This is a genomic window from Acinetobacter sp. LMB-5 (assembly GCF_001541635.1).
GTDB lineage: Bacteria > Pseudomonadota > Gammaproteobacteria > Pseudomonadales > Moraxellaceae > Acinetobacter > Acinetobacter pittii.
Genome location: NZ_LRDR01000006.1, coordinates 108135 through 133910 on the forward strand (window position 1 = coordinate 108135; position 25776 = coordinate 133910).

The following is a 25776-nucleotide window of genomic DNA, read 5'->3' on the forward strand; positions in this document are numbered from 1 at the left end:
GTATGAAAACGATAGATGCAAACACGATTATCAATCGCGAAAAACTGTCTCCATTACAATGGATGGTTTTTATCCTAGGCTTTTTTGTCTTCTTCTGTGATGGTCTAGACACAGGAATTATCGGTTTTATTGCCCCAGCATTATTAGATGATTGGGGAATTACCAAGCCTCAGCTTGCCCCAGTTTTAAGTGCAGCTTTAGTCGGCATGTCAATTGGTGCAATCATTTCGGGGCCCTTAGCCGATAAATTTGGCCGTAAAGGCGTTATTGTTTTTACCAGCCTTTTGTTTTCCATATTTACGATTTTGTGTGGCTTTGCTAATTCAACTCAAGACTTAATGATTTATCGCTTTATTACAGGTGTTGGTTTAGGCGCAGCCATGCCAAACATCAGTACCATTGTCTCTGAATATATGCCTGTAAAACGTAAAGCATTCCTTACAGGTCTTGCTGGCTGTGGTTTTATGCTGGGTATTTCTTGTGGCGGTGTGTTGTCAGCTTATCTATTAGAAAGCTATGGCTGGGCAAAAGTGATTATTATTGGCGGAAGCATTCCCCTAATTTTAGTGGTTGCTTTATTGCTTAAATTACCTGAATCAACTCAATACTTAATTACACGTCATCAACAAGACAAAGCTCAGCGTATTTTAGAAAATATTCAAGGACATTCCTTCCAAGAGCCAGTAAAACTTGTTTTAGCTCAAGCAGAAAATGCTTCAGATGAAAATCCGGTTAAATTGGTTTTAGGAAAATACCTGTGGGGTTCAAGCATGCTTTGGCTCTGCTGCTTTACCAGTCTGTTGGTGTTTTATCTTTTAACAAGCTGGATGCCAACGATTTTAAAAACAGCAGGTTTTAGTACTCAACAGTTTAGTTTAATTGCTGCGATTTTCCCTTTTGGTGGTGTAATTGGTGCAACCATTATGGGATGGTACATGGATAAACTGAACCCAACCACAGTCATTAAATATTCATATCTAATTGCCTTCGCCCTATTCATTGTCGCAGGTCTAGTAAGCTCAAATATTTTCTTATTAGGCCTGACTATCTTCTTAATTGGTGCTTTACTCGCTGGTGCACAGTCTTCATTACTGCCACTTGCAGCTATGTTCTATCCAGCAGTGTGTCGCGCGGTTGGTGTTTCATGGATGCATGGTATTGGTCGTATCGGCGCAATTTTAGGTGCTTTCTTTGGCTCGCTCATTTTCACTTTTAACCTAAGCTTAAGCGGTATTTTCTTTATTCTTGCATTACCAACCTTCATCTCATTTATTGCACTTAGTTTGAAAGTGATTTATGAGAAATCTAAAAACAAACAAGTGTTAAAGCTCGAAGAAAGTTTATAAATATTAAGCGATAAATAAAAAAACTGATTTAGGCAACTAAATCAGTTTTTTTATTTGGAAAAATTCAATATTAGAAAATTTTGCCTTTAGTCTCACTTGGATTTTCGCCAAATTCTTCGCGATATTCTTGAGAAAAACGACTTAAATGGTTGAAGCCCCAGTCATAGGCAAGCTTTGAAATAGAAACCTTTCTATCTGCTCCTGTAGTGCTCAAGATTTTATAAATTTGTTGGAGGCGATATTTTTTTAAATACGACATCGGGCTGGTGCCATAGTATTGTTGAAATTCATCATACAATTTTGATTTTGAAACCCCAGCCAGACGCTGTAAATCTTCTGCACAGATTTCTTCATGAGCATGTTCAATAATAAAATTACGAACCTTACGGATATAAGCTGGCTCATCTTGATGTGACAGTGACTTTAAGGCTTCAGAGTAGTTGTTTTCTTGAGATAATAGTAAGGCTTTAATTACAAAATTTTCATAGTCTTCAGACAACATCTGCAAACCATAAAAATTGCTATATTGCGATTTTAGCTGTAAAAAATTTTGAATATTCTTCCACCATGCACCAATCAGTTGCTCCGAGTCCAGATGCATTTCAGGGTTAAAAATGATAGGCGTCTCTATGGGCTTATTCAGTAGGTCCGCAAGGACAATCTGCATACTTCGCTCAGGAATAACCACCTGAAATTTTCTGCAATCTTTATCGATAATCAAATCTTGCTGATCGTTATTTGAAACAATAAGGCCCCTGTTTTTATCAGATTGATAATGAGCACCACGAATGTTGAGAGCTTGTCGACCTTGTATCGGCAAACTAATGCTATACGCTTTTAAATTTGAGATGTTAATGGCAACGTTTGCACCATAACTGATTGTACCGATTGCCATTTTTTTATTAGGCAAACGCATTCCGTCATAGTGAAAATCGAGAGTGTCTTTGTAAATTGTATCTAAACGGTGTTCACCACAAATTGTGGACATCAGATTCTGCGCAAATTCAGCCTTGCGTGAATAATGATTGAGTTCCGTCTGTTGGCTGAGTGATATCATATCCTTTTCACCTAGCTAAATAACTTATTGCTTAAAAAGCAACTTGTATGCCAATTAATATCCTTTAATTGACGAATTTTCCTGAAAATACCGAATCAAGAAAGAGAGTAAAGATTACTTTCTCATACTCTATTAGATTTTAAAAATGGAAATAAGTTAAATACCTTTAAAGTATAATTTCATACTTTAATAAACTTATTTTATTAGATTTTTTATAAGCAAATAGAGTAGAGATAAATCATTATTTTGAACAGCAGACTATCATAAATTTTTAACGAATAAAAAAAACCGCCTATTTTAAATAAGCGGCTTTTATAAAATACTTAAATTATTGAGCGGTGTAACCACCATCCATAACAACAGCTTGGCCTGTTACTCCACCTGCTTTGCTACTCGCAAGGAAAATCGCATAGTCAGCAATTTCTTCAACAGAGAGCAAACGCTTTTGAGGAACCATTGCCAAAATTACATCTTCAAGTGCGCTGTCTAAACTTACATTACGGGTTTTAGCCAAATCTGCAATTTGACCACGAACCAATGGTGTATCTACATAACCCGGACATAAAGCATTTACCGTAATGCCATCACGCGCACATTCTAATGCCGCAACTTTTGTTAGACCAATTACGCCATGTTTAGCACTGTTATAACCTGCCTTTCCAGCGAAACCAATCAAGCCATTAATAGAGGCCATATTAATGATACGGCCATATTTTTGAGCTTTCATAATTGGAAGAACATGTTTAATACCAATAAATGCCCCAGTTAACATGACCTGAACTAACTTTTGAAAAACAGCAATTGGAAACTCTTCAATAGGTGCAACATGTTGAAAACCAGCATTATTAATTAAGATATCAACCGTACCAAACGTCTTTTGAGTGAGCTCAATGGCTTGTTTATAAGCATCTTCATCAGTTACATCGCATGGTGCAGATAATGCATCAAAACCTTGCTCTTTAAGTGAGTTCGCTGTTTCTTGGCACTTTTCGGCATTCATATCAGAAATGACAACTTTGGCACCATCTTGAGCAAATTTCTTAGCAATCTCTAGACCGATACCACTTGCAGAACCTGTAATAAAAGCGACTTTATCGTCTAAAAGTTTAGTCATTTATTTACTCCTTAATACTTATAACGCGCTGATTTAAACAATACCCGTTACGGTAAAGACTGTAATCACCACAAATACCGCTAACGTTTTAATTATCGTGACTGCAAAAATATCTTTATACGACTGTTTATGAGTTAACCCAGTAACAGCGAGTAAAGTAATAACAGCACCATTATGCGGAAGTGTATCCATACCACCCGATGCCATCGCAACCACACGGTGCATGACTTCTGGTGGAATACCCGCAGCTAAAATCGCGGCGTTATATTGTTCAGCCATCGCACTTAAAGCGATACTCATACCACCAGAAGCTGAACCGGTAATACCCGCTAAAACGGTTGTGGTCACAGCCCCATTGACTAATGGATTTGTGAAGGTACTACTCATTGCATGGCTAATCAGTGCAAAGCCCGGTAATGACGCAATAATTGCACCGAAACCATACTCAGAAGCCGTATTCATCACTGCTAAAAGTGAGCCGCCAATACTGGCATTAATGCCCTCTTTGAAATTCGTCACTACACGTTGATAATCAAATAAAATTGCAGTAATAATCCCTACAATCAGCGCAAGACCAACCGCCCAGATCGCACCAGTTTTTGCAACATCTACGGTGTAATCCGCTAGACCGACAGCGGCAAAATCAAAACCATTTGGATACCACTCTTTGATTGCTTTAGACAAATATTTGTTCATTACGGCAACAAGAATAAGGGGTACAAACGCTAAAAACTGACGCGCCGTACTTCCGTTATTTTTTAAGTTCATATCGGCTTCAATTTCTTGTTGAGGCTGCGTATTGTCTACACCAAAACCAGAGTATCCCTCACCAGCTTTTGCAGCTGCACGGCGGCGCCATTCTAAGTAAGCCAAACCCATGCATAGAACAAAGATAGCACCGATAATTCCTAGAAATGGTGCAGCATAAATATTGGTGCCAAAGAATGTAGTTGGAATTACGTTTTGAATTTGTGGCGTACCCGGTAATGCATCCATGGTAAATGTAAATGCACCGAGCGCGATGGTTCCTGGAATTAAACGTTTTGGAATATTCGCTTGTCTAAAAAGCTGATTTGCAAAAGGATAAATGGCAAATACAGCAACAAATAAACTTACACCGCTATATGTTAAAATTGCACCTAACAATACAACGGTTAAAATTGCTTTTTTTGCTCCAATCCATCTCACAATGGTTCGTGCAATAGACTCAGCAATTCCTGACATTTCAACAACTTTACCGAAAATTGCCCCGAGTAAAAATACAAGAAAGTAATCTTTAATAAAGTTCACCATTTTGGGCATAAATACACCCGAATAAAATGGTAAGACATTGGCTGGGTTAATGAGTAAAACAGCGAGTAAGGCACAAATTGGTGCCATGAGAATGACTGAAAAACCCTTGTAAGCTGTATACATCAACAGCCCAAGCGAAAGTAGAATTACAAATAATTCCCACATATATTCCTTCTCCCTAAAGAATAGATATTAGGTTCAATAAAATTACCAAAAGATATTTAGGTTATCCCAAACCTATAATGATAAAAATCACAATATCCATGTGTGGTAATAGGTAAATGAGCTTAAAAATAAAATATCACTAAAATATTTAAAAACAATGTAATTTATTTAAATTTTAAAATATACATATAATACAAATATTTAAGTTGGTTTATTGGTAAAATTTTATTATTTAAAAGCTATTATTATTTTATAAAACTTATTAATTGTTGAGTAAATTAAATTGATACCCAACATATTATTTAATAAATATAATTAAATAATATATTTTTTAAAATAATTTGATAAATATTTTCTTGGCTTAGATTAATGTCTATTAGTAAGTAAGAAAAACCCACTTAATGACGAGTGGGTTTAATTAAAATCTAATATTGTTTGTTTGCTTTAGATAAAAGATCTTACTTTCTTATTTCATTCGAGTTAGTCTTAAATTAAAGTCGGATGGAAGTAAAATGCGATATTCTATCTCTGCCCCTGATTTGACTTCTGTTTCTTGGGAAGTTGCAATATTTGGACACATTCCGCCACCAGTTTCTAATCTAAAGATATAATATTTAGGCTCAAGATAAATGGTAGCTATTTCGTTTGAGCAAATTGAGAATGCTTTTTCGTTATTTACATAAATATCATGAGTACAGCCAGACCCTAGAAAACCTTTATCTCTTAAGAATGTAACTTTTGCTTGTTCAGGAGTCTGTTTCTTTAAGTATTCCTGATTGTACACTCTCTCATTAGGTATTGGTTTCGCTGTATTCGAAACAACTGGAGCTGTTGAACACCCAAATAAACCAAGAACTAATCCTAAAAAAATAATCTTTTTCATGAAATTATCCATTTTAATAATGTGTAAAATTTAACAGCTCAGAAAGTTAAAAACCACCTGCCAGTGCTTTAAATTTTTTAAAAATAGCATTTATTTAATTTAAATTATTCAATAGAATAACAATGTAAGATATTGATAAGAAAACAAAACATGATATGGATTAAATTTATAATATATCCTTTGGGGATGTTTATACTGTGGCAAATTATTTTCATAATTACGCAACTCTCTTTAACATATCTAAATATGCCACAAGTCCTTGTAGCTATACTTTCATTGATCATAAATTGCGGTATGCAAATTTTGATTGGTTATAAAATCCCTCAATCAGCACCAAAATATAAATTTGTAGCGAGTGCTACATACATCATCCTCTTTACCTTTTTGTTAGCAATCTATTCAACAACTATTTTATTAGAAGGCTTAAAAGTTGCTCCTCAAGCAATTTGGCTAGGTTATTTGTTTTTCCATGTAGTTGGAATGGCTCTATACTTTGCTAATAACACAGATGAGTTTTGTTGGGAAAATTTACTGAAGTAATTGCTGAGTTAACTAATATAAGGTGCTTAAATAACTAAAAGCTTTGAGCAGCTATATATACGCAAGTTTCGCGTAGTTTCAACCTTTATTGTAGGTAATAAGAAACCCACTTGATGAGTGGGTTAAGTTAATCAAAATTTGAGTTTAAATAGCTTCTATAACGATATACTTTCCTTCATAGAATAGGCCTTCGGTGCTTGTTTCTTTTAATTTGCAATAAATGGCAATCGAATGTATAAGTTTTTGATTTTCCTCACTAGGAATATGAGTAAACCCAGATAAAAAATTTGAATTATTATTTTCTAATTTCCAAGAAGTACCTTTGTTGTCATGCCATTTACTATTTGGATATTTAGAATCTAACCACTCAATGCACTGCTTCATTGTTGAAAAGTTTTTTGTTTCCTCTTTTTCAATTTTTGATGCGGCACTTACTGAGGCTCCAAATGTTAAGAATAAAGCTCCAATTAATGTTGTTCTCGTGAAATTACCCTTTATTATTAAAAATAAAATTTAAAGGTTCAAGATATAAAAAAACTACCCTTAGATGGATTAGTTTTTAGGAAGAGTTTTGTTAATTTTAGCACTTGTGTTTTGATCAAATTTTAATAATTTGAAACTTTCACAGTTAGCAAAAATACAAAAAAGAAGAGCAACTATCAAAATTCCGGCTATCTTATTCATTCAATTTTACCTTAGAGATTTTAATTATTTTTTAATCAGGTAATGGTATACGAAAATATTATCAAAAGCTTAATTATTAAAAATCTACCACAATTCATTACAAAAGTTATTTGTAATTCTTAGCTCACTTTTCTACCTCTCTCCATATTAATACCGCTTATGGGCTAAAATACCAAGATACAAAAAGCACCCTAAAGTGCTTTTTAATTTAAAGAAATATCAAATGCCTAATGAAAGTTACTGACTTTGTTTAGAAAGCTCGACAATCAGTTTCTTTTCGTAGTCATTGAGCACGTTGTCAATATTTTCAACCCACTTTGACTCGTTCGCTACTTGAGCTGATCTAGTTACCTTACTATAGATTTTAAATGGCGGACGGTTAGGGTGTTTAGCATCTAAAATCTCGGTATCAATTTCAGAATGAATTTTTATTGAAGCAAATCCAGGTTGGAACCACGACCAAAATCTATTAATTTTAATATTGAGTATCAGATCAGCATTAGCTTCATTATTGGTATTATTATCGAGAACTTTATATCCAAACTGTTGCAATGCTTGAGAAACACGTTTATCAACCAAATGCGATACAGTCTCATCCTTTAAAAGGATATCCCCTAAAGCTTTTCCATAACCATTTCTTTTACGGGCAACAGCTCGAGCTTTTTCTTCTGCTGTAGCATGAGATTGCTCACCTTTTAAAGATGGAATATCAGCAGATGCAGGCTTGTCTTGAAATTTTCGATCATCTTCAACATTGACTATAATCGATTTGCCTTGTGCTACTATTTCTTGAGATTGATTTAGTTTTTGGCCTTGGGGTATTTCAATTAGACCTCTTGAAGTTGCACATCCCACTAAACTTAAAGCAATTAAAGTAGTAGCCAATACTTTCTTCACGGTTTTTACTTTTTGTTATAAAGTTCACTTAATTTAACAAAATAGTTACTAAATGCCACAAAAAAGAAATAATCAGCTAATCCTAATTAATGATGAGCTAATAGAGCTACTCCATACTAAAGTTCCATCGACAAAGGCTCTTCTACATAGGCTACATCCAATTTATAAAAAAAGATGTAATTAATCACATCTTGACCCCTATGAAAGATGTTAGAAATTAAACAATTGTTTTTTTAGTATGATGAATTAAATAATGAATAAGAGAACCCAATTGGAGTATTATTACTAAAGTAATAATACTAGAAAAGATGCCAATAATATCGTTATTTTTCCTTACAGAAAATATCGTCAGTATAAGTGAAAGAATGATTGAGATATAAAGAGTATTTTTATACCTATTTTTAGTTAATTTAGCAGTAAAATATAACCTGAAGTAGTCAGTTCCACTATTCCAAATAATGCCATGAAAAAAGGATTCATTATATTAAGAATTAGGGAATTTAAATTAAGTTCAACCTAAGAGAGGAGAAAATATAATTATAAATACGGAAAGTAGTATCTATAATTCTTTGACACACTTTAATGAAGCCACCTTTAAGTCATTATCCGCTTTGTAGAGCGTATTTGAATTAGAGGCACTTAAAATTGTTCTAGCTGAAATTATATCTTTGTTCAGAATCTTAACTTGTAGGGTCATACCATTTTGGATATAGATCATATTATTTGTATACTTAATTTTGTTGAATACAACGTGCCCTCTCGTATCGTCACAAAGTATTCCATTGCCATCTGCTTCTATTTTTTATGATTGATATGCTTGGACCGGTCGAAATCGTCCCTATGCCTGAGACTACAGGTATGGAAGGCTGCTCTTCGTTAAATTTATTATTAGCCATGTGAACGGTTGGACTTACACAGCTACTTAATAAAAAAACTAAGCTTAGTGCAATTATCTTTTGCATAATAATTATCCATTTTAATTATGAGTAAAATTTAACAGTTCAGAAAGTAAAAAACCACAAAAAGGTGGTTGATGAAAAAATTAATTAAATTTACTTTTTATAAAGCCACCTCACAAATATCCTTAGCCCAGCAGGACAATTAAAAAAAATTGAATTATCCGTAGCCAAGGTTTTCAAATTAGATTAGATTTAGCAAAAAAGTTTTGGTTAATTACAATGGTAAAGCCGATATTTCTTAATTTTTTTCATAACGCGATTTAGATAGCCATAGTTGGTATCAGTAATTATATAATCAACTTGTTTACTGTTTTGATTTGCAAAAATACTTACTCTGACCGTTCTATCAGTAAGTACTTTTATAATATTATTGGTCCTCGCCGTACTTAAAAGTGCTAAATAACCTCTTCATCTGATTTATTAATTATGTCTAATACGTTAATAAAACCACTATTTACGATACCAGAGTAATTATTTTCTTTAAGAAAAATATAGTTATACATTTGCGAAGTAGCACTTAGGTTGACTTGTAAATTTCTAGTATCAAAAATAAATTTCTAAACAAGGATATCTAAAGTATTAATAAGTTTATCAATTAAAATAACATTATCTAGATTTTTAAGATAATATTGAGTTTAAAATTAAGTATAACTTTTAGAAGCTAAATATAAATCAATATTTTTGTTTGAGTAATAGTTTATAAAATAATAAATAGATTGATTAGTAATATTGATCGATGAATTTAACAATTTTTTTGCTTTCTTGTTTCGCAATGAAATTTAAGAACCGTCGGACGCGAGCCCAATCCTAAATGCGATAGCCCTATTCATGTAGTTTCCATTTCACAATGATGGAAACTACCAACTAAACTTGATGCGGCTCTAAAAATCAGCTTTACAACACATTTCTGAGTTCCTAACAGTATACATGCCATCAATAAATAAAAAGAGCTGGAAAAGAAGTCCATCTCCCTCTACAAAATTATTAGAACTATGTTCAAACATCATTCTGGGCTATGCTGGCCCATCTGATGCATGCACCACTCTAAAGTAAGGCGGACGATCTAAATAGTCTAATTTCTACTACACTTCACGAAATAATATTTTTTACAATTTCCCTATCGATTTTTAATATTTCTTCTAAAATTTTAGAATACTATGCATTCCTCTAGATAGAACATTAGTATTTTGCAATGTATAAGATTTTAAAAAAAATGGCTTTTTTTCTTATTGTGGTTAATACTTCATCTTTTGCTGATACTTATGAGCAGAATACGGATATTACTGATCAATTGAATAAAGACATTATGAAAGGTGGAATAGTAAGTATTCCTGCAGGTATCTATAAAATTGATACCATTAAGTCAGTAGTTCTCAAAAGTGATACTACATTAAAATTGGATCCACAGACTAAGTTAATAGCCATACCTAATGCTGAAAAAAGCTATCAATTTTTTAAAATCCACGATGTAAAAAATGTGACTATTTCTGGTGGAACATTAATAGGTGACAAATACTCCCATTTAAAAAAATCTGGGGAATGGGGAATGGGAATTGATATTAAGGATTCTCAAAATGTTAATATTTCGAATATAAATATTAACCAGATGTGGGGCGATGCTATTTATCTTGGAACAAATTATAGAGGAAATCCAAATAATCAGATTACCTTAAAAAATGTAAAAATGGATGATAACCGAAGACAAGGTTTAACCATTGTTTCAGCAAAAAATCTTTATGCCAATGATCTAGTAATATCTAATACAAAAGGGACATCTCCTGCCAATGGAATTGATATAGAGCCAAATGATAATAAGGCTTTTTTAGATAATTTAAACTTTACTAATATAAGAACTATGAACAACAAAGGTAATGGAATGCAGATTTCATTAACTAAATACAACAATACCTCAAAAAAAGTTAAAATTAATTTAAACAATCATGAGGATAATGGATCTTATTTTGGTTTAATTATAAATGGAATAAACAAGCCTATTATATCTGGTAGTATTAATGTTTCCAATTCTGATTATTTGAATAGTCGCCATTCAAACTATTGCTTCACAAATGTTATAAACAATAATTTAGTTATTAATTTAGACAATATAACTCAGGATAAAAAGAATAATTTCAAATCAAGTAAATTTTGCACAGATTATACAAAAAATCAGAACATAAAAATTAAAAATAATTTTGTAATTGGCTCGAATTAATTCGAGCCAATTACAAAAATTAGTTTTGTTGCTTATATGGTCATTTAATATAAATTGCATTATTACATCTTTGCACTGTAATAATGCAGTATAAAACTGATAAAATTATCCTAACAGCGTAAAAAATCGCCAATATGCTCATCAAAAAAATTTATAAGAGTCCGGGCCTTTCTTATAGTTAATTGGTTTTATAAAACCATCAACAAATCGTAAATATTCTGGTTTTCAAACCTCAAACGGCTATTAACATTACTTTAAAGCTTGAGTAAGAACGTGCATCAATTGACTGTTTAAATCAATATACTATATTTGAAGTAATTCACCCCAATGTAAACTGAGCAATCTAAAGGAATGAAATGACGCTTAAACAATTAAAAGCTTTTTTAGCACTTGCGCGTACACTCAACTATGCCAATGCATCTTTAGAGCTACATCTAAGCCAGTCTGCTTTAAGTCTCACCATCAAGAGTTTAGAAGAAGAGTTAGGCGGTAAATTGTTTAACCGTAACACACGTCGCGTTGAGCTTACCCAAGAAGGTAAATCCCTGATTCCCTATGCTAAAAAATTACTCGCCAACTGGGATGAAATGGAAAATGATGTTAAACAACGTTTTAAGCTCAATCGTGGAACCTTAAGTATCGCCTCAATGCCCTTTGTGACTCATGCAATTTTACCTGAGGTGATTCATCAATTTTTAGAACTTCATCCCAACCTGAACTTTTCAATTCAAGATATTCCAAATGAGACCATTATAGAAAAAGTACAAGACGGTATTTTTGAACTTGGTATCTGCTTTGAACCTGATCTCACCGAGGGCTTAGAATTCAAGCCTCTATTTGAAGAAGATTTCTTAGCTTTATTACCTAAGACTCACCCACTTGCTCAATCGTCTTCTATTACATGGCATGAGCTTTGTTCAAATCCATTTGTGACCTTACAAAAACCTTCAATTGTTCGATATTTAGTTGAGCAAAATTGTTTGCGAAATAATATAACGCTCGATTTGAAAGTTGAATGTCACCAAATTTCATCACTTTCAAGTTTTGTTGCTTATGGAATTGGAGTAAGTGCAATTCCAAGACATTTTGCTAAACACATTGATAAAGAACATAACGTACTCATTGAGTTAAAGGATGAATCTATTCATAAGACTGTAGGAATTGTTTATAAAAAGAACTTTGAAATTTCAAATATTTCGACTCAATTTATTGAGGCTTTGGTTCAATATAAATTTTAAAAAATTAAAGACTGCTTTTTAGGATGAGCTAAGCATACGCTTAAGCTAAAATTATTAATTATTATAATTTTCAATGATATGAGGTGATTTTTTAAAGTATTTTGCTTTATGTTCGTCTGATCTTTTGTAGACAATTTGAAACCATTCATTGATTATACTTATTAATCATTTAAAAAAATTAACTTCTATAACGCAAAATGTGATGCTAAAACTAAGATTACTAAGGGATATAGGATAACAATAGAATGAATAAAGTTTATGCAAATGCAGAGGCAGCACTAAAAGACGTTATTGCAGATAATCAAACACTTGCCGTAGGCGGTTTTGGTCTATGTGGAATTCCTGAAAAACTGATTGTTGCAGTTAAGCAAAGTGGTGTGACTGGTATCACATGTATTTCAAATAACGCAGGTGTAGATGATTTCGGCTTAGGGATTTTACTTCAAACCAAACAGATCAAAAAAATGATCTCTTCTTATGTTGGTGAAAACAAAGAATTTGAGCGCCAATATTTAAATGGTGAACTTGATGTAGAACTTACTCCGCAAGGTACTTTAGCTGAAAAGTTACGTGCTGGTGGTGCTGGTATTCCGGCGTTTTATACACAAACCGGCGTTGGTACACTCATTGCCGAAGGTAAAGAAGAGCGTACGTTTAATGGCAAAAACTACATTTTAGAAGAATCTTTAACAGCAGATGTAGCTCTTGTTAAGGCCTATAAGGCAGACAAGGCTGGTAACTTAGTGTTCCGTAAAACTGCTCAGAATTTTAACCCTGAATGTGCAATGGCTGGAAAAATTACAATCGCCGAAGTTGAACAGGTTGTTGAAATTGGTGAATTAGATCCGGATGAGATCCATTTAGCGGGTATCTATGTAAACCGCATTGTACTTAATGCGTCACCTGAAAAACGTATTGAGCATAAAACTTTAAGCACGGAGGCAGTATAAAATGGCTTGGTCACGCAATGAAATGGCACAACGTGCTGCAAAAGAACTTGAAGACGGTTTTTATGTCAATTTAGGTATTGGCTTACCTACCCTAGTTGCTAACTATATTCCAGAAAATATTAATGTTTGGCTTCAATCTGAAAATGGCCTATTAGGTATTGGTGAGTTTCCAACCGAAGAAACTGTCGATGCCGATTTAATTAATGCCGGTAAACAAACGGTTACTGCTCGCCCTGGCGCAGCATTTTTCTCAAGCTCAGAATCTTTTGCCATGATCCGCGGTGGCCATGTCAACATTGCAATTTTAGGTGCAATGGAAGTTTCCGAAAATGGTGACTTAGCGAACTGGATGATTCCGGGTAAGAAAGTCAAAGGTATGGGCGGTGCCATGGATTTGGTTGTTGGTGTCCAAAAAGTTGTAGTGCTTATGGAACACTGTGCAAAAGATGGTACGCCAAAGATCGTTAAAAACTGTAGTTTACCTTTAACAGGTAAAGGTGTGGTTCATCGCGTAATTACTGACCTAGGTGTAATGGACATTACTCCACAAGGTGTTGAGCTGATTGAACTTGCTAAAGATGTCACGCTTGAACAAATTCAAGCTGTTACAGGCGTCGAATTTTACAAAACCTTAGTCGCATAAATTTTAATTTTAGTAAGAAATATAAGACTTAAGTTAGAAAGTGAGCTTAAGTCTTAGCCCTTTTAAGCACCGGATGTGCTGTCTATAAATAAGAATGAGAAGGATTTTTCAGCTATGGAAAAACAGCAAGGAATTTTTGAAAGATTTGCTCTTCGGATTAGTGACTGGTCTGAAAAATGGTTTCCTGATTCATATATTTTTGCTCTACTTGGTGTCATTATTGTCTCTGTTGCCGCTTTAGGTATTGGTGCGCCTATTCACGATGTCGCGACTTCCTTCGGTAACGGTTTCTGGAGCCTTATTCCCTTTACCCTGCAAATGACGATGCTCATTATTGTAGGTTATGTCGTTTCTGTATCTAAGCCCGTAAAGTTCCTAATTCAAAAAATGGCACGTATTCCAAATTCTGGACGTGGTGCTATTGTTTTAGTTGCAACCGTCAGCTTGTTAATTTCACTGGTCAATTGGGCAGTAAGCACAATTCTTACAGCACTTTTAGTGATTGCATTAGCAAAACGTAAAGAGCTGAATATGGATTACCGTGCAGCAGCAGCGGCGGCAATCATTGGTATGGGAGCAACATGGGCACTCGGAATTAGCTCTTCGGCAGCACAGCTTCAAGCGAATAAAACTAGTCTGCCTGAGTCAATTTACAACCTAACTGGCGTTATTCCATTTACTGAAACGATTTTCCTTTGGCAATCAATTGCGATGACCATTATTTTGGTGATTGTTTCAATTGCAATCGCCTATTGGTCAGCTCCAAAAGGTAATAATGTTAAAACGATTGATAGTTTTGATGTTCAATTTGAAGAAGACAAACCCTATGATGAGAAATCTAATCGTCCAGGTGACTGGTTAGAAAACTCGCCTATCTTAACAATTATTGTGGTCGCATTAGGCTTAATCTGGATGTTTTTTGAGTTTTCAAAAAGCAATCCAATCATTGCTATTTCAAGCCTTAACACCTATAACTTTGTGTTTTTAATGCTTGGGTTAGCCTTGCATGGCACACCACGAAACTTTTTGAATGCTGTTTCAAAGGCAGTTCCTGCTGTATCTGGAATCTTAATTCAGTTTCCACTTTACGGAAGCATCGCTTTTATTATGACGCAAGCTTTAAACAGTCAAGATTTATCGCTGTCGCATTATATAGCTGAGTTTTTCGTTTCAATTGCTTCAAAAGAAACCTTTGCAATTGTGATGGGAATTTATTCTGCCATCCTTGGGTTCTTCGTGCCATCTGGTGGTGGAAAATGGATTATTGAAGCCCCATATGTCATGCAAGCAGCAAATGATTTGAAAGTTCATTTAGGCTGGTCTGTACAAATTTATAATGCAGCCGAAGCTTTACCGAACTTAATCAATCCCTTCTTTATGCTTCCAATGTTAGGTATTTTAAAACTAAAAGCAAAAGATGTGATTGGTTTTACAGTGACTCAGCTTGTTGTGCATTTTCCGTTAGTTTTATTTTTATTGTGGTTCTTTGGAAGAACACTTAGCTATACCCCACCCACTTTTTAATTTATTGGCGCCTTTAGTTTCGACTAAAGGCAAATTTAGCAAATACATCAATAAGAGATATTAAGATGAGTTCAATTGTTATAGTTTCAGGTAGCCGTACTGCAATGGGCGGTTTTCAAGGCAGCCTATCCGCTTTAACTGCACCAGAACTTGGCGCGGCTGTAATTCGTGAATCTATTCAACGTGCAGGTATTGCTCCTAAACAAGTAGATGAAGTTATTTTTGGTTGTGTACTCAGTGCAGGTATTGGCCAAGGTCCAGCTCGTCAAGCGATGCGTAAAGCTGGTGTACCTGACCATGTCGGTGCAGTGACTATTAATAAACTGTGTGGCTCTGCCATGAAAGCGGTGTTAATGGCTTCAGACACTTTAAAAGCAGGCAGTGCCAATATTATTGTTGCCGGTGGTATGGAATCTATGACCAATGCACCTTATATTTTACCTAAAGCTCGTGGTGGTTACCGTATGGGTCATGGTGAAATTAAGGACCATATGTTTTTAGATGGTCTTGAAGATGCAGAAACAGGCCGCTTAATGGGTTCTTTTGCTCAAGACATGGCAAATACCAAGGGCTTTACACGTGAGCAAATGGATAACTTTGCAATTTCTTCACTTAAAAAAGCGCAAACTGCGATTACAGAAGGTTATTTCAAAGAAGAAATTGTTCCTGTTGAAGTCAAAACACGTAAAGGTGTTGAAGTTATCGATCAAGATGAACAGCCATTAAAAGCCAATCTTGAGAAGATCCCAACATTACGCCCAGCTTTTAGTAAAGATGGAACAATTACTGCTGCAAACTCAAGCTCAATTTCTGATGGTGCTGCTGCGTTAGTACTCACCACTGAAGAATATGCTCAAAGCCATGGTTTAAATACTTTGGCGAAAATTGTTGCAACTTCGACTCACTCACAGCATCCAAGTGAATTTACCATCGCTCCAATTAGTGCTATTCAAAAAGTGCTAGAGCATGCTGGGTGGTCTGTTGATGAAGTAGATGCTTGGGAAATTAATGAAGCTTTTGCAATGGTCGCAATGGCGCCAATTCATGAACTCGGCATTGATGAGGCAAAAGTAAACGTCCATGGTGGTGCTTGTGCTTTAGGCCATCCAATTGGCGCAACTGGTTCAAGAATTATCCTTTCTCTTATCTATGCTTTAAAACGTCTAGGTAAAAAGAAAGGTGTTGCTGCATTATGTATTGGTGGTGGTGAAGCTACAGCTGTCGCAATTGAAATCTAAAAATTAAAGTGCACGGAAGATGTAAGAATTTTTCTTACATCTTCTTTTTTAGACTTTAAAAAGTTCATAACAGGTTTGGCGGAACCATTTATGACTACTTTTATGATGGCAAGACATATGCCAATGCTGTTTAACATCATAGGTTGGGAAGTCTAGAGGTGCTGGTAAAATCTGTAAGTTTTCTCTCACCAATAAGACTTGGCTTAAATAATACGGTACCGTTGCGATCGCATCTGTTTCTTGAACGACTAATCCCACTCCAAGATAGCTTGGTAATCGAATTAAGATATTTCGATCCAATCCTTTGTTCTGCAATTCATTTTTAATATGGTAATGCCCAATTCCCGCGTCAATATCGATATGATACTCGCGCATATAATCATCTAAAGTAAAATTATTTGGGTCTAAACGAGGATGGCTCTTAGAGCTAATCACAACATAATGTTGTTTAAAAAACTTTTGTTGATAAAAGCCTTCTTCTAATTGGGGTAAAAAGCCAATTGCAAGATCAATCTCACCATTTGCCATTTGATAGCTGGTTTCTGGCGTAATCGGCCTAATATTCAAGCGAATTAAAGGTGCTTTCTCTTTTAAATAGTTTGTTAATTGCGGTAATAAAACCAGATGAGATACATCTGTCATCGCAATTGTAAAAAGCTGATCTGAAGTTAACGGATCAAAATTTACGCTAAAATTATTAATGCTTTCTACTTTATCAATCACTTCACTAATGAGCGGAAAGATTTCTTTAGCTAATTCGGTTGGAATCATTTCATTTCCAACACGAATAAAAAGCGGGTCATTAAAATGCTGACGGATTTTGTTCAGTCCATTACTAACGCTCGGTTGTGTAAGGCCAATCGCATCAGCAGCCATTGAAACACTTTTAAACCGATAAATATGATAAAAAATATTTAGTAATCTACTATCTAGATCAAACAAAATTGTCTCCGTCTGGATCAAATAATCCATTCAAAAGGAATGAAATCAGGCACAGCATATATAAAAATGCTCACTAGATTTCTGAATTATTGATATATGGTCTAAATTAACAAAGAATCTAGACCATGAGCAATGCTTTATAAAGCCTTTCATCATAAAGACAAAGGTATGAGCTCTTTAATTGATTACTTTGTATGTAAATATCTTGAGGACATCACATATCATTATAATTTTTAATCATGCTGAGTTTGAAAGCCCTTCCAGATTTGCTGAACAGATTTGTTATCACTCAAGTTATTTTTAAAAATATAAATATCTTGTGGCAAGCAATATTCGTTATGGTCCAACATGACCAATTTTCCGGTAGCGAGATCTTCCTCTACATTAATTTTTGGAATCCATGCTACACCTAAACCTTGTAATACAAGCTCTTTCAAGTTGGTGGCATTGTCAGTTTCATATAAGGTTTTATAGATCAGTTTACCTTCAATCAATTGATCGACCAATTTACGCAAATAAGCATGTTTACTATAAGCAAGTAATGAAAAATTACTCTGAATTGTATGCTTAGGCGTATGATCTGCTTCGGTAGCTGACACTGGAACAATCTCTGTTTCAGCGATCTTGATGCCACTTAAAATATCATCGCCAACTCGATTGATATTAGATCGATCTGCATAGCAAATCATAAAATCGCAGGCACCTTCTTTTAAAAGAGATAAGCCTTCACCACTATTCGTCGCGACAATTTCGATTTTTAAATCACGCATAAATGTTGGAAATTTTTTTAAAAAAGTGGTTAAAAAACCTGAGGCTAATGAGTGTACAACACAGAAACGAATCGTAGATTCGGTTTCATTTTTGATGTTTTTAATCAGCTTTGCTGTTTCTTCTACCTGCTTTTCAATATTTTTAGACATCACCAGCATAATCCGCCCGATGTCTGTAAATTCAATATTATTTTTATTATTTCGAATAATAACTTCAGCTCCGATCATCTCTTCTATTTGCTGAATTCTACGCGTAAACGCAGATTGACTAATAAATCGTTTTTCGGCTGCTTTTGAAATAGAACGCTCACGCTCAAGTGTCAAAAGGTCTTCTACCCAACGTACTTCTAAGTTCATTTTATGCATTCCCTTTTTATATTTATGTCCTTAATCTGTCTGGTTGGGAAGCTGAATAAATAGCTGAATAGATGAATAAAAACTATAAAACATGGGAGTACCTGCAAAAATGCGATGGAGGGTTGGCAAAGCCAAACAATAAAAGTAAGTATTTAAATAATTCTGACATAGAAAAGAGCGTAAGAGAATAAAAGACTTTGATTTAACTCAACAACTCATACAAATATAAAATTATTAATCTAAAAATTATTTTAAATCAAAAAGTAAGGAGTATATAACGCAAGTAAATAACAAGTTTTAAGTTAATAAAAAATAGAAATAATCCTATGCTTTACTCATGTTTTATTTTTTATAAAAAAAGTCCGCACCTTGGGGAAGAATACGGACTGTAAAACTGAAAATGACTATCTTGCTTATTTCAGGAATTAAACTCTCTGACTCAATAAATTCATTTAAATCAGAAGATATGCTTGTAGTATAGCTCACTCCATAAAACCTGACTATTCTACTAAAGTATTTAACTTAAGACTTAAGATTGAATAAAAACCGAATTTCTAATATTCACCAATGAGGTAATATAACTTTCTTGAAATTTCAACCATCATATTAGAAGTATATTGAGTAATTTCAAAAACTTGCTTTTTCTGAGGATTGAACACCATATTGTCATTTTCATCACTAAAAAAGATATAAGTGGTGTATTTATCCATATGGTGGATATGCTCTTTTAAGCTTAATTTTTCCCCAGAAGTGGGATCATAGGCGATAAACTTCATTCTCATGAATTTTGTCTCTATACATACAGTCTTTTACCCAAATTTTAAGAAAATCTAGATAAAACAATATTTTGATGGATAATATGGAATGGTTAACCTAAGAACTAAGGCTACTTGTAAGATATGGGCACAATACTATTAGCCTTGTTTACCGAGGTTTCAGCAGAAGCGATTGATTGCTCTGCTTCTTTAAGCAGACGAGAAGTTTTAGACTCACTTTTCTCTTCACCGTGGAAAAGCACATAGTATGTAAAACTTCCCAAAATAATTAATGCGGCTGTGACTTTTAACATAAACTTAAAACTAAGATTTTTTCGTATTATAGTGTTTTTTATGTGAAATGCATCACATTTTTATATGAATTTGTTAGATAGGCTTCACTTTAAAAGCTAATAATAAAGATAATTAAGTTGATATTTCACTTAAATTAACTAGTCTTAATTTTTGCAATGGGTTGCTTTTAAAAATTAGATGACCATTCATTGTATCAAGCAAATTTTGAAATTAACTTCATCTAATTATTAAGTTATTAATTTATATAGTTAAATTAATAGTTTAAAATGAACTCTCCTAGTTAGTTGACTATAAAATTAAAAAACTGATATGCAAAAAATGCATAATTAACTTGATAAATGCATTAGAAGTGAAGCATTTCGAAATCTAATATGAATTATCTTCTTTACTAATTCGAAGTTTAATGATGAACGCTGAAATTACCACCCGTATTGAGAAGGATCTTATTGGTTATAGAGAGATCAATAATAACGACTACTACGGAGTTCAAACATTACGTGCTCTAGAAAACTTTAATTTAACTCAAAGCAAGGTCGGAAATTTCCCTCACCTTATTAAAGCTTTAGCAATGGTAAAGCTTGCTTGTGCTGAAGCGAACTATAATCTAAAAAGCTTAGATCAGACTAAATTTGAAGCGATTGAATACAGCTGTAATCAACTTATTCGTGGTAATTTTCACGACCAGTTCCCAATTGATATGATGCAAGGCGGTGCTGGTACTTCAACCAATATGAATGCAAATGAAGTATTAGCAAACGTCGCTTTAGAATATATGGGACACGCAAAAGGCCAATATCAATATTTGCATCCTAATAATGACATTAACATGTCACAGTCAACAAATGACGTGTACCCTACTGCGATTCGCTTAGGTTTGTTATTAAGCTTAGATGAACTAAATCTTCCTTTTAACAACTTAATCTTAAGTTTCCGCAATAAATCTCAAGAATTTGCTCATATTCTAAAAATGGGCCGTACACAGTTACAAGACGCTGTGCCAATGACATTAGGTCAAGAGTTTGGTGCTTTTGCAGTAACTTTACAAAAAGACCTTGAGCAAATTAATACGCTTATTCCAAATATTTTAGCGTATATGAACCTTGGTGGCACGGCGATTGGTACGGGAATTACTACTGAATATAGTTACCGTGAACTTGCGATTCAAGCGCTTGCAAAAATTTCTGGTAAGAAAATTAAGTCTGCTCCTGATCTAATCGAAGCAACTTCAGATATGGGTGACTTTGTTCTTTTATCTGGTTTATTAAAGCGTACCGCAACTAAACTTTCAAAAATTGCCAATGACTTACGTTTACTTTCAAGTGGTCCACGTACTGGCATTAATGAAATTAATTTAGAAGCTCGCCAACCGGGTAGCTCGATCATGCCGGGTAAGGTAAACCCAGTTATACCTGAAGCAATGAACCTTGCTTGTTTCCAAATTATTGCAAATGACTTGGCTGTAACTTTAGCTGCTGAGGCTGGTCAATTACAGTTAAATGCAATGGAACCACTTATTGCATTCAAACTATTTGAATCGATGGACTTGCTCGGTAAAGCAATGGCAATGTTCCAAACTAAGTGTATTGATACAATTACGGCGAACCCTGAGCATTGTAAAGCTTTGGTTGAAAACTCAATTGGTATCGTGACTGCACTTAACCCATATCTAGGTTATGAAACTACAACTCGTATTGCTAAAACTGCAAACGAAACTGGACAAAGCGTATTGGCTTTAGTTCAAAATGAAGGTTTATTATCGGCACAAGTGCTTGATGATATCTTGTCGATTAATAATATGGTTAAACCAAAAATGTCGGCTTAATTCCTGAAATAAAAAGGAGCTTTTATAAGCTCCTTTTTTATTTGTTTTATATTTTAAAAACTAAAAGTTGTAGAGAACTGAGCTGTACGAGGATTACCTAAGAATAGATAGTCATCCCCCATAAATGCACCTACATCACGCCAATATTTCTTATTAAACAAGTTATCAATATTGAATCTAAAAGTTGTGTCATGCCCAGCAAAATTTGTTTTATAGGCCGCACCAATATTAAAAACGCTGTAACCGCCTACTTTTGCAGTTCCCTCTTTGTTTGCATTTTTACTGCTACTGTATTGCATGCCACTCAATAATCTAAATCCTTCAACTAAAGGTACTTTATAAGATAACTGCGCAGTTGCGCGGACTTTTGGTACATTTTGAGTTTGATGACCTTTATAGCTGTCACTATCAATATCAACAAGACGAGATTTGGTATAGCTAATGCCAGAGCTTACGTCAACTGTATCGGTTAAAGCGCCAGTTAAACCTAACTCAATACCTTGATTGTGTTGTTCACCTTGCTCAACAAATTCTAATTTTCCTTCAGAATTTGTAGTTGTATATTGATTATCTTGTTTTAAATCAAAAATAGCTGCTGTTAATAAGAAGTTTCGAATTTGCTGCTTAACACCAAGTTCATATTGTTCAGAATTTCTAGGTGATAGAACTTGATAAGCATTCGCTTCTGCATACCATGGAGCTTCGCCACCATCCGATAAACCTTTGGCATATGAAGCATAAAGATTAGCCGCGGAAGTTGGGCTATACATGAGTGCTAATTGTGGCAAGAACTTGTTTAAATCGGTATCTCGGCTTTGCTGGCCATTTGGATCATAAGCTTGCTCATCAAGATGAATAAGTTTCCCACCGAGTAGAGTTGACCATTGATCATTAAATTGAACTCGGTCAGTTATAGTAAATGCAGTCTGATCACTTTCTAGAGCTTTATAGTAATTTCTTAATTCAATCTGAGCTGGCTCATAATCCTTTGTTTCTTCATAGATATTACCTAATCCTATAGGGGCAAGCTCCATTGAGTTAGAGTTGTAGCGCTTCAATGTTTTATAAGTATGTTGTATTTCAAAAGCGATTTGATGCTGAATATTGCCAGTATGGAATTGTCCATTTAACCCAGCAGAAAACTGGTTGGTAATACGTGTATCGTCTGGACTACGAAAATCGTAAATACCGTAATTACCATCTTTATCAAAAGTATTATTTTGGCAAACTCCGTCGCTATAACAAGCCCATGGAAAAGCGCTGTAATCATCAATCACAACACGGCTTTGCGATGCACTTAAGCTAGCATTCCATTGATCATTAAATGCATATTGATATTTCAAACTTGCATTTACACTGTTATTTACAACAGGTTTACTCCAAGACTGGTAACCCAATAAACGGTCTTGATCTACATTTGTTGGTACTTCTTGCCCATCAAGCAGTTGATAACCTGGTACTGAACGTTGACTTTGATGCTGAGCTTCAATATCAAACAATAATTTAGAACGATCATTAATTTTCCAGTCTAAAGCAACTGAACCAAACTCTCGTTTACCATTTGCGTGATCAACATTTGGATGGATGCTTTCATGGGCTAAATTGATTCGATAACCCAAACTATCATTAACAAAGCCGCCAACATCTGTTGCCAGTGTATAGCCGCCTTCCGAATTTGCATCTACAGTAATGTTTTTAACATCGGCAGGTCTTTTTGTGACATAGTTAACAACACCACCTGGTGTCGACATTCCACTTTGAATTGCAGAAATGCCTTTTAAGATTTCAACTTGTTCTTTATTTTCTAAAGCCACATTTTGCTCACCACGTATGGTATGGCCGTTAATGAGATAACTCGAACCTAAGTCAAGCGCAAAACCACGTGCTACAAAGTTTGGATAGTAGCCAATAGGAGCGTAACCATCGCCTAAAGATGAATCATTTTTAATAACATCAGTTAACGTTTTTGCGTGTTGGTCTGCTATGCGCTCAGTTGTAATGGTGGTAATAGATGCAGGAACTTTCTTTATATCACTAGTTTGAAAACCAGATAAACTTACTTTTTTAGATGTATATAACGCATCACTATTTTGTGTAGCATTCACAGTAATGGTTGGGAGCTGCGAAACCTCCACTTCATTTGCATAGACGACAGATGTTATGAGTGCAATAGATGAAGCCAATGCTGTTTTAGAGCATGTCATGAAGTGAAGATTTAACGAATGTCTTTCCATTGAATAACTACCTGCCATACCGTGCATAATTCTAAAGCGCTAGAAATGATTGCGGAGTCTATTTTTAGCCACGCAAGAATACAGCTACATATATTGAGAAACAACACATTCTGTACTTTTTCGATTAAGTGAATGTGATACAACTTTTATGAACTTATCATTATATAAATTTCATTTATTTTATGAGGAATTGACGCTATAACTTTTTAAGTATTACCAAATATTCAAAATAAACTTAAGCTCAAAATGGAACTTAAAAGGAGAAATAAAATAAAAAAATACCGTTGTTAAATTAGCTGATTGGTTTTCAATACAATTAATTATGAAGTTAAACGAAAGGAAGTGTTCGATCATTGGGAAAAATCTCTTTAAATCGAACAAAAGGACGTAATCTCTCTAGAATCGAATTTTAAAATTAGAAAAAATGAATGGTTAGGAATTTAAGGAAGTGCTCAGGATCGAGTGATATTTAAAGTTTCATTCATTTTCTATCCAGCATATCTATAAATTCTTCATTTTTGTCTGCAAAATGATGGAAGAAATATGACATACACTCAGGAAGAAAAACGTAGCAGAATACGTGGGATTGTAGGCGCAGCCTCTGGTAATTTAGTTGAATGGTTCGACTTTTATATCTATGCAGTATTTGCTGCCTACTTTACTCAAGCACTAACAGCACCTGATATGGATAGTACGACTAAATCTATCTATGTGTGGGGCGTATTCGCTGCAAGCTTTTTTATGCGTCCTATTGGTAGTTGGGTATTTGGACGAATTGCAGACCGACATGGTCGAAAAAAGTCGATGGTCATCTCAATTTGTCTGATGGCTTTGAGTTCTTTTCTATTTGCAGCCCTACCTACTTATGACCAAGTTGGCTTATTTGCCCCTTTTCTTTTACTGGTAGTGCGCTTACTTCAAGGCTTATCGGTTGGTGGTGAATATGGTGCAGTAGCAACATATATGAGTGAATTGGGTTTAAAAGGCCAACGTGGTTTTTACTCATCTTTCCAATATGTCACCCTCTCTGGTGGTCAGTTACTCGCAAGCTTACTTGGTGTAATTTTATTAACGTTCTTAAGTGAACAACAATTACATGATGGTGGATGGCGTATTCCGTTTGTTATTGGTGGTATTGCAGCAATTTTTTCTTTGCTTGCACGTAGTCGCTTAGAAGAAACACTTTCTCATCAAGATAGCGAACGAAAAGAATCTGGTAGCTTAAGAGAACTCTTTAAGAAACATTGGAAAACCTTTTTATTGGTGGTTGGATACACTTCTGCTGGTTCATTAACGTTTTATGTAGAGACCGTTTATTCAAAAACCTATTTAACCAATTTAGGGATGGATGGAAAAACCGTTGGTTATATCATGACCTTCGCCCTATTTGTCTATATGTGTGCTCAACCTGTATTTGGTGCTATTTCCGACCGTATTGGGCGACGCTCTTCAATGCTGGCCTTTAGCTTATTGTCTGCGATTTTTATATACCCAGTCATGGTGATCGGGATGCGTGCCTATATTGATTCGCCGATCATTATTACCTTGCTACTTATTTTTATGATGATGTTACTCAGTTTCTATACATCTATCAGTGGCTTGGTAAAAGCTGAAATGTTCCCACCTCATGTGCGAGCTTTAGGTGTAGGTTTTTCGTATGCAGTAGGTAATGCGCTGTTTGGTGGTTCTGCACCTTCAGTTGCCTTACAGTTTAAAGCTGCCGGAATTGAAAATACCTTCTTTATATATGTCATTGTCATGCTGATTATCTGTTTCTTATGTAGCCTTGCGCTTCCGAAAAAACCTGATTATTTAGAACATGATCATTAATTAAATGA

21 protein-coding genes and 1 pseudogene are annotated in these 25776 nt (G+C 34.6%); 10 read left to right on the plus strand and 12 right to left on the minus strand.

Features of this window, described 5'->3' with window-relative positions; translation table 11 throughout:
* The first annotated feature begins 2 nt into the window (after nt 1–2).
* A complete protein-coding gene (locus tag AW165_RS09415; RefSeq protein ID WP_060465657.1) occupies nt 3–1346 on the plus strand; it encodes an MFS transporter in 1344 nt (447 codons plus the stop codon).
* Nucleotides 1347–1416: 70 nt separating this feature from the next.
* Here the strand turns inward: AW165_RS09415 and AW165_RS09420 are convergent, their stop codons facing one another.
* From AW165_RS09420 to AW165_RS09435, 4 genes are all read right to left on the minus strand, one after another.
* Nucleotides 1417–2403 (minus strand): AraC family transcriptional regulator, encoded by a 987-nt coding sequence (locus AW165_RS09420; RefSeq protein WP_060465658.1) that lies wholly within the window; start codon nt 2401–2403, stop codon nt 1417–1419.
* A 328-nt stretch (nt 2404–2731) separates the two neighbouring features.
* Nucleotides 2732–3517, minus strand: a complete 786-nt coding sequence (locus tag AW165_RS09425; RefSeq protein ID WP_060465659.1) for a 3-hydroxybutyrate dehydrogenase — start codon at nt 3515–3517, stop codon at nt 2732–2734.
* A 33-nt stretch (nt 3518–3550) separates the two neighbouring features.
* A complete protein-coding gene (locus AW165_RS09430; protein ID WP_060465660.1) occupies nt 3551–4975 on the minus strand; it encodes a GntP family permease in 1425 nt (474 codons plus the stop codon).
* A gap of 466 nt (nt 4976–5441) precedes the next feature.
* A complete protein-coding gene (locus tag AW165_RS09435) occupies nt 5442–5858 on the minus strand; it encodes a hypothetical protein (protein WP_060465661.1) in 417 nt (138 codons plus the stop codon).
* 150 nt (nt 5859–6008) lie between these two features.
* Here AW165_RS09435 and AW165_RS19935 point away from each other — a divergent pair, with 150 nt between their 5' ends.
* The gene (locus AW165_RS19935) at nt 6009–6398 is read left to right on the plus strand and encodes a hypothetical protein (protein WP_060465662.1); all 390 of its coding nucleotides are present in this window, start codon (nt 6009–6011) and stop codon (nt 6396–6398) included.
* Between the two features lie 144 nt (nt 6399–6542).
* Here AW165_RS19935 and AW165_RS09445 read toward each other — a convergent pair whose 3' ends face one another.
* From AW165_RS09445 to AW165_RS20105, 3 genes and pseudogenes are all read right to left on the minus strand, one after another.
* Nucleotides 6543–6782 carry a hypothetical protein gene (locus tag AW165_RS09445; RefSeq protein WP_228138748.1) on the minus strand — a complete coding sequence of 80 codons (240 nt, stop codon included), beginning with the start codon at nt 6780–6782 and terminating at the stop codon, nt 6543–6545.
* Between the two features lie 537 nt (nt 6783–7319).
* Nucleotides 7320–7979: a flagellar biosynthesis protein gene (locus AW165_RS09450; protein WP_060465664.1), complete on the minus strand. Its 660-nt coding sequence runs from the start codon at nt 7977–7979 to the stop codon at nt 7320–7322.
* A 559-nt stretch (nt 7980–8538) separates the two neighbouring features.
* Nucleotides 8539–8941: pseudogene (locus tag AW165_RS20105) on the minus strand (J517_1871 family lipoprotein).
* 1189 nt (nt 8942–10130) lie between these two features.
* Between AW165_RS20105 and AW165_RS09455 the strand changes: the two are divergent.
* The 6 genes from AW165_RS09455 (at nt 10131) to AW165_RS09480 (ending at nt 16743) form a co-directional block, all read left to right on the plus strand.
* Complete coding sequence (locus tag AW165_RS09455) at nt 10131–11150, plus strand: hypothetical protein (RefSeq protein ID WP_060465665.1); 1020 nt, start codon at nt 10131–10133, stop codon at nt 11148–11150.
* Between the two features lie 356 nt (nt 11151–11506).
* Nucleotides 11507–12388 carry a LysR family transcriptional regulator gene (locus tag AW165_RS09460; protein ID WP_005305071.1) on the plus strand — a complete coding sequence of 294 codons (882 nt, stop codon included), beginning with the start codon at nt 11507–11509 and terminating at the stop codon, nt 12386–12388.
* A gap of 245 nt (nt 12389–12633) precedes the next feature.
* Nucleotides 12634–13338 carry a CoA transferase subunit A gene (locus AW165_RS09465; RefSeq protein WP_060465666.1) on the plus strand — a complete coding sequence of 235 codons (705 nt, stop codon included), beginning with the start codon at nt 12634–12636 and terminating at the stop codon, nt 13336–13338.
* Between the two features lies 1 nt (nt 13339).
* Nucleotides 13340–13981 (plus strand): 3-oxoacid CoA-transferase subunit B, encoded by a 642-nt coding sequence (locus tag AW165_RS09470; RefSeq protein WP_004792490.1) that lies wholly within the window; start codon nt 13340–13342, stop codon nt 13979–13981.
* 114 nt (nt 13982–14095) lie between these two features.
* Nucleotides 14096–15505: a short-chain fatty acid transporter gene (locus tag AW165_RS09475; RefSeq protein WP_060465667.1), complete on the plus strand. Its 1410-nt coding sequence runs from the start codon at nt 14096–14098 to the stop codon at nt 15503–15505.
* 65 nt (nt 15506–15570) lie between these two features.
* Nucleotides 15571–16743, plus strand: coding sequence for a thiolase family protein (locus tag AW165_RS09480; RefSeq protein WP_060465668.1), 1173 nt, complete (start codon nt 15571–15573; stop codon nt 16741–16743).
* Between the two features lie 48 nt (nt 16744–16791).
* Here the strand turns inward: AW165_RS09480 and AW165_RS09485 are convergent, their stop codons facing one another.
* The 4 genes from AW165_RS09485 to AW165_RS19190 all read right to left on the minus strand — a co-directional run bounded on the left by AW165_RS09485 (nt 16792) and on the right by AW165_RS19190 (nt 19881).
* Nucleotides 16792–17685, minus strand: a complete 894-nt coding sequence (locus AW165_RS09485; protein ID WP_003651675.1) for a LysR family transcriptional regulator — start codon at nt 17683–17685, stop codon at nt 16792–16794.
* A 233-nt stretch (nt 17686–17918) separates the two neighbouring features.
* Nucleotides 17919–18812: a LysR substrate-binding domain-containing protein gene (locus AW165_RS09490; RefSeq protein WP_002113716.1), complete on the minus strand. Its 894-nt coding sequence runs from the start codon at nt 18810–18812 to the stop codon at nt 17919–17921.
* Between the two features lie 554 nt (nt 18813–19366).
* Nucleotides 19367–19588: a hypothetical protein gene (locus AW165_RS09495; protein ID WP_081410622.1), complete on the minus strand. Its 222-nt coding sequence runs from the start codon at nt 19586–19588 to the stop codon at nt 19367–19369.
* Nucleotides 19589–19698: 110 nt separating this feature from the next.
* Nucleotides 19699–19881, minus strand: a complete 183-nt coding sequence (locus AW165_RS19190) for a hypothetical protein (RefSeq protein ID WP_002113649.1) — start codon at nt 19879–19881, stop codon at nt 19699–19701.
* 404 nt (nt 19882–20285) lie between these two features.
* Here AW165_RS19190 and AW165_RS09500 point away from each other — a divergent pair, with 404 nt between their 5' ends.
* Nucleotides 20286–21704: an aspartate ammonia-lyase gene (locus AW165_RS09500; RefSeq protein WP_016806169.1), complete on the plus strand. Its 1419-nt coding sequence runs from the start codon at nt 20286–20288 to the stop codon at nt 21702–21704.
* Nucleotides 21705–21757: 53 nt separating this feature from the next.
* Here AW165_RS09500 and AW165_RS09505 read toward each other — a convergent pair whose 3' ends face one another.
* On the minus strand, nt 21758–23965 hold the full coding sequence (locus AW165_RS09505; protein WP_060465670.1) for a TonB-dependent siderophore receptor: 2208 nt from the start codon (nt 23963–23965) through the stop codon (nt 21758–21760).
* A 516-nt stretch (nt 23966–24481) separates the two neighbouring features.
* Here AW165_RS09505 and AW165_RS09510 point away from each other — a divergent pair.
* Nucleotides 24482–25768: an MFS transporter gene (locus AW165_RS09510; protein WP_060465671.1), complete on the plus strand. Its 1287-nt coding sequence runs from the start codon at nt 24482–24484 to the stop codon at nt 25766–25768.
* Nucleotides 25769–25776 lie beyond the last annotated feature (8 nt).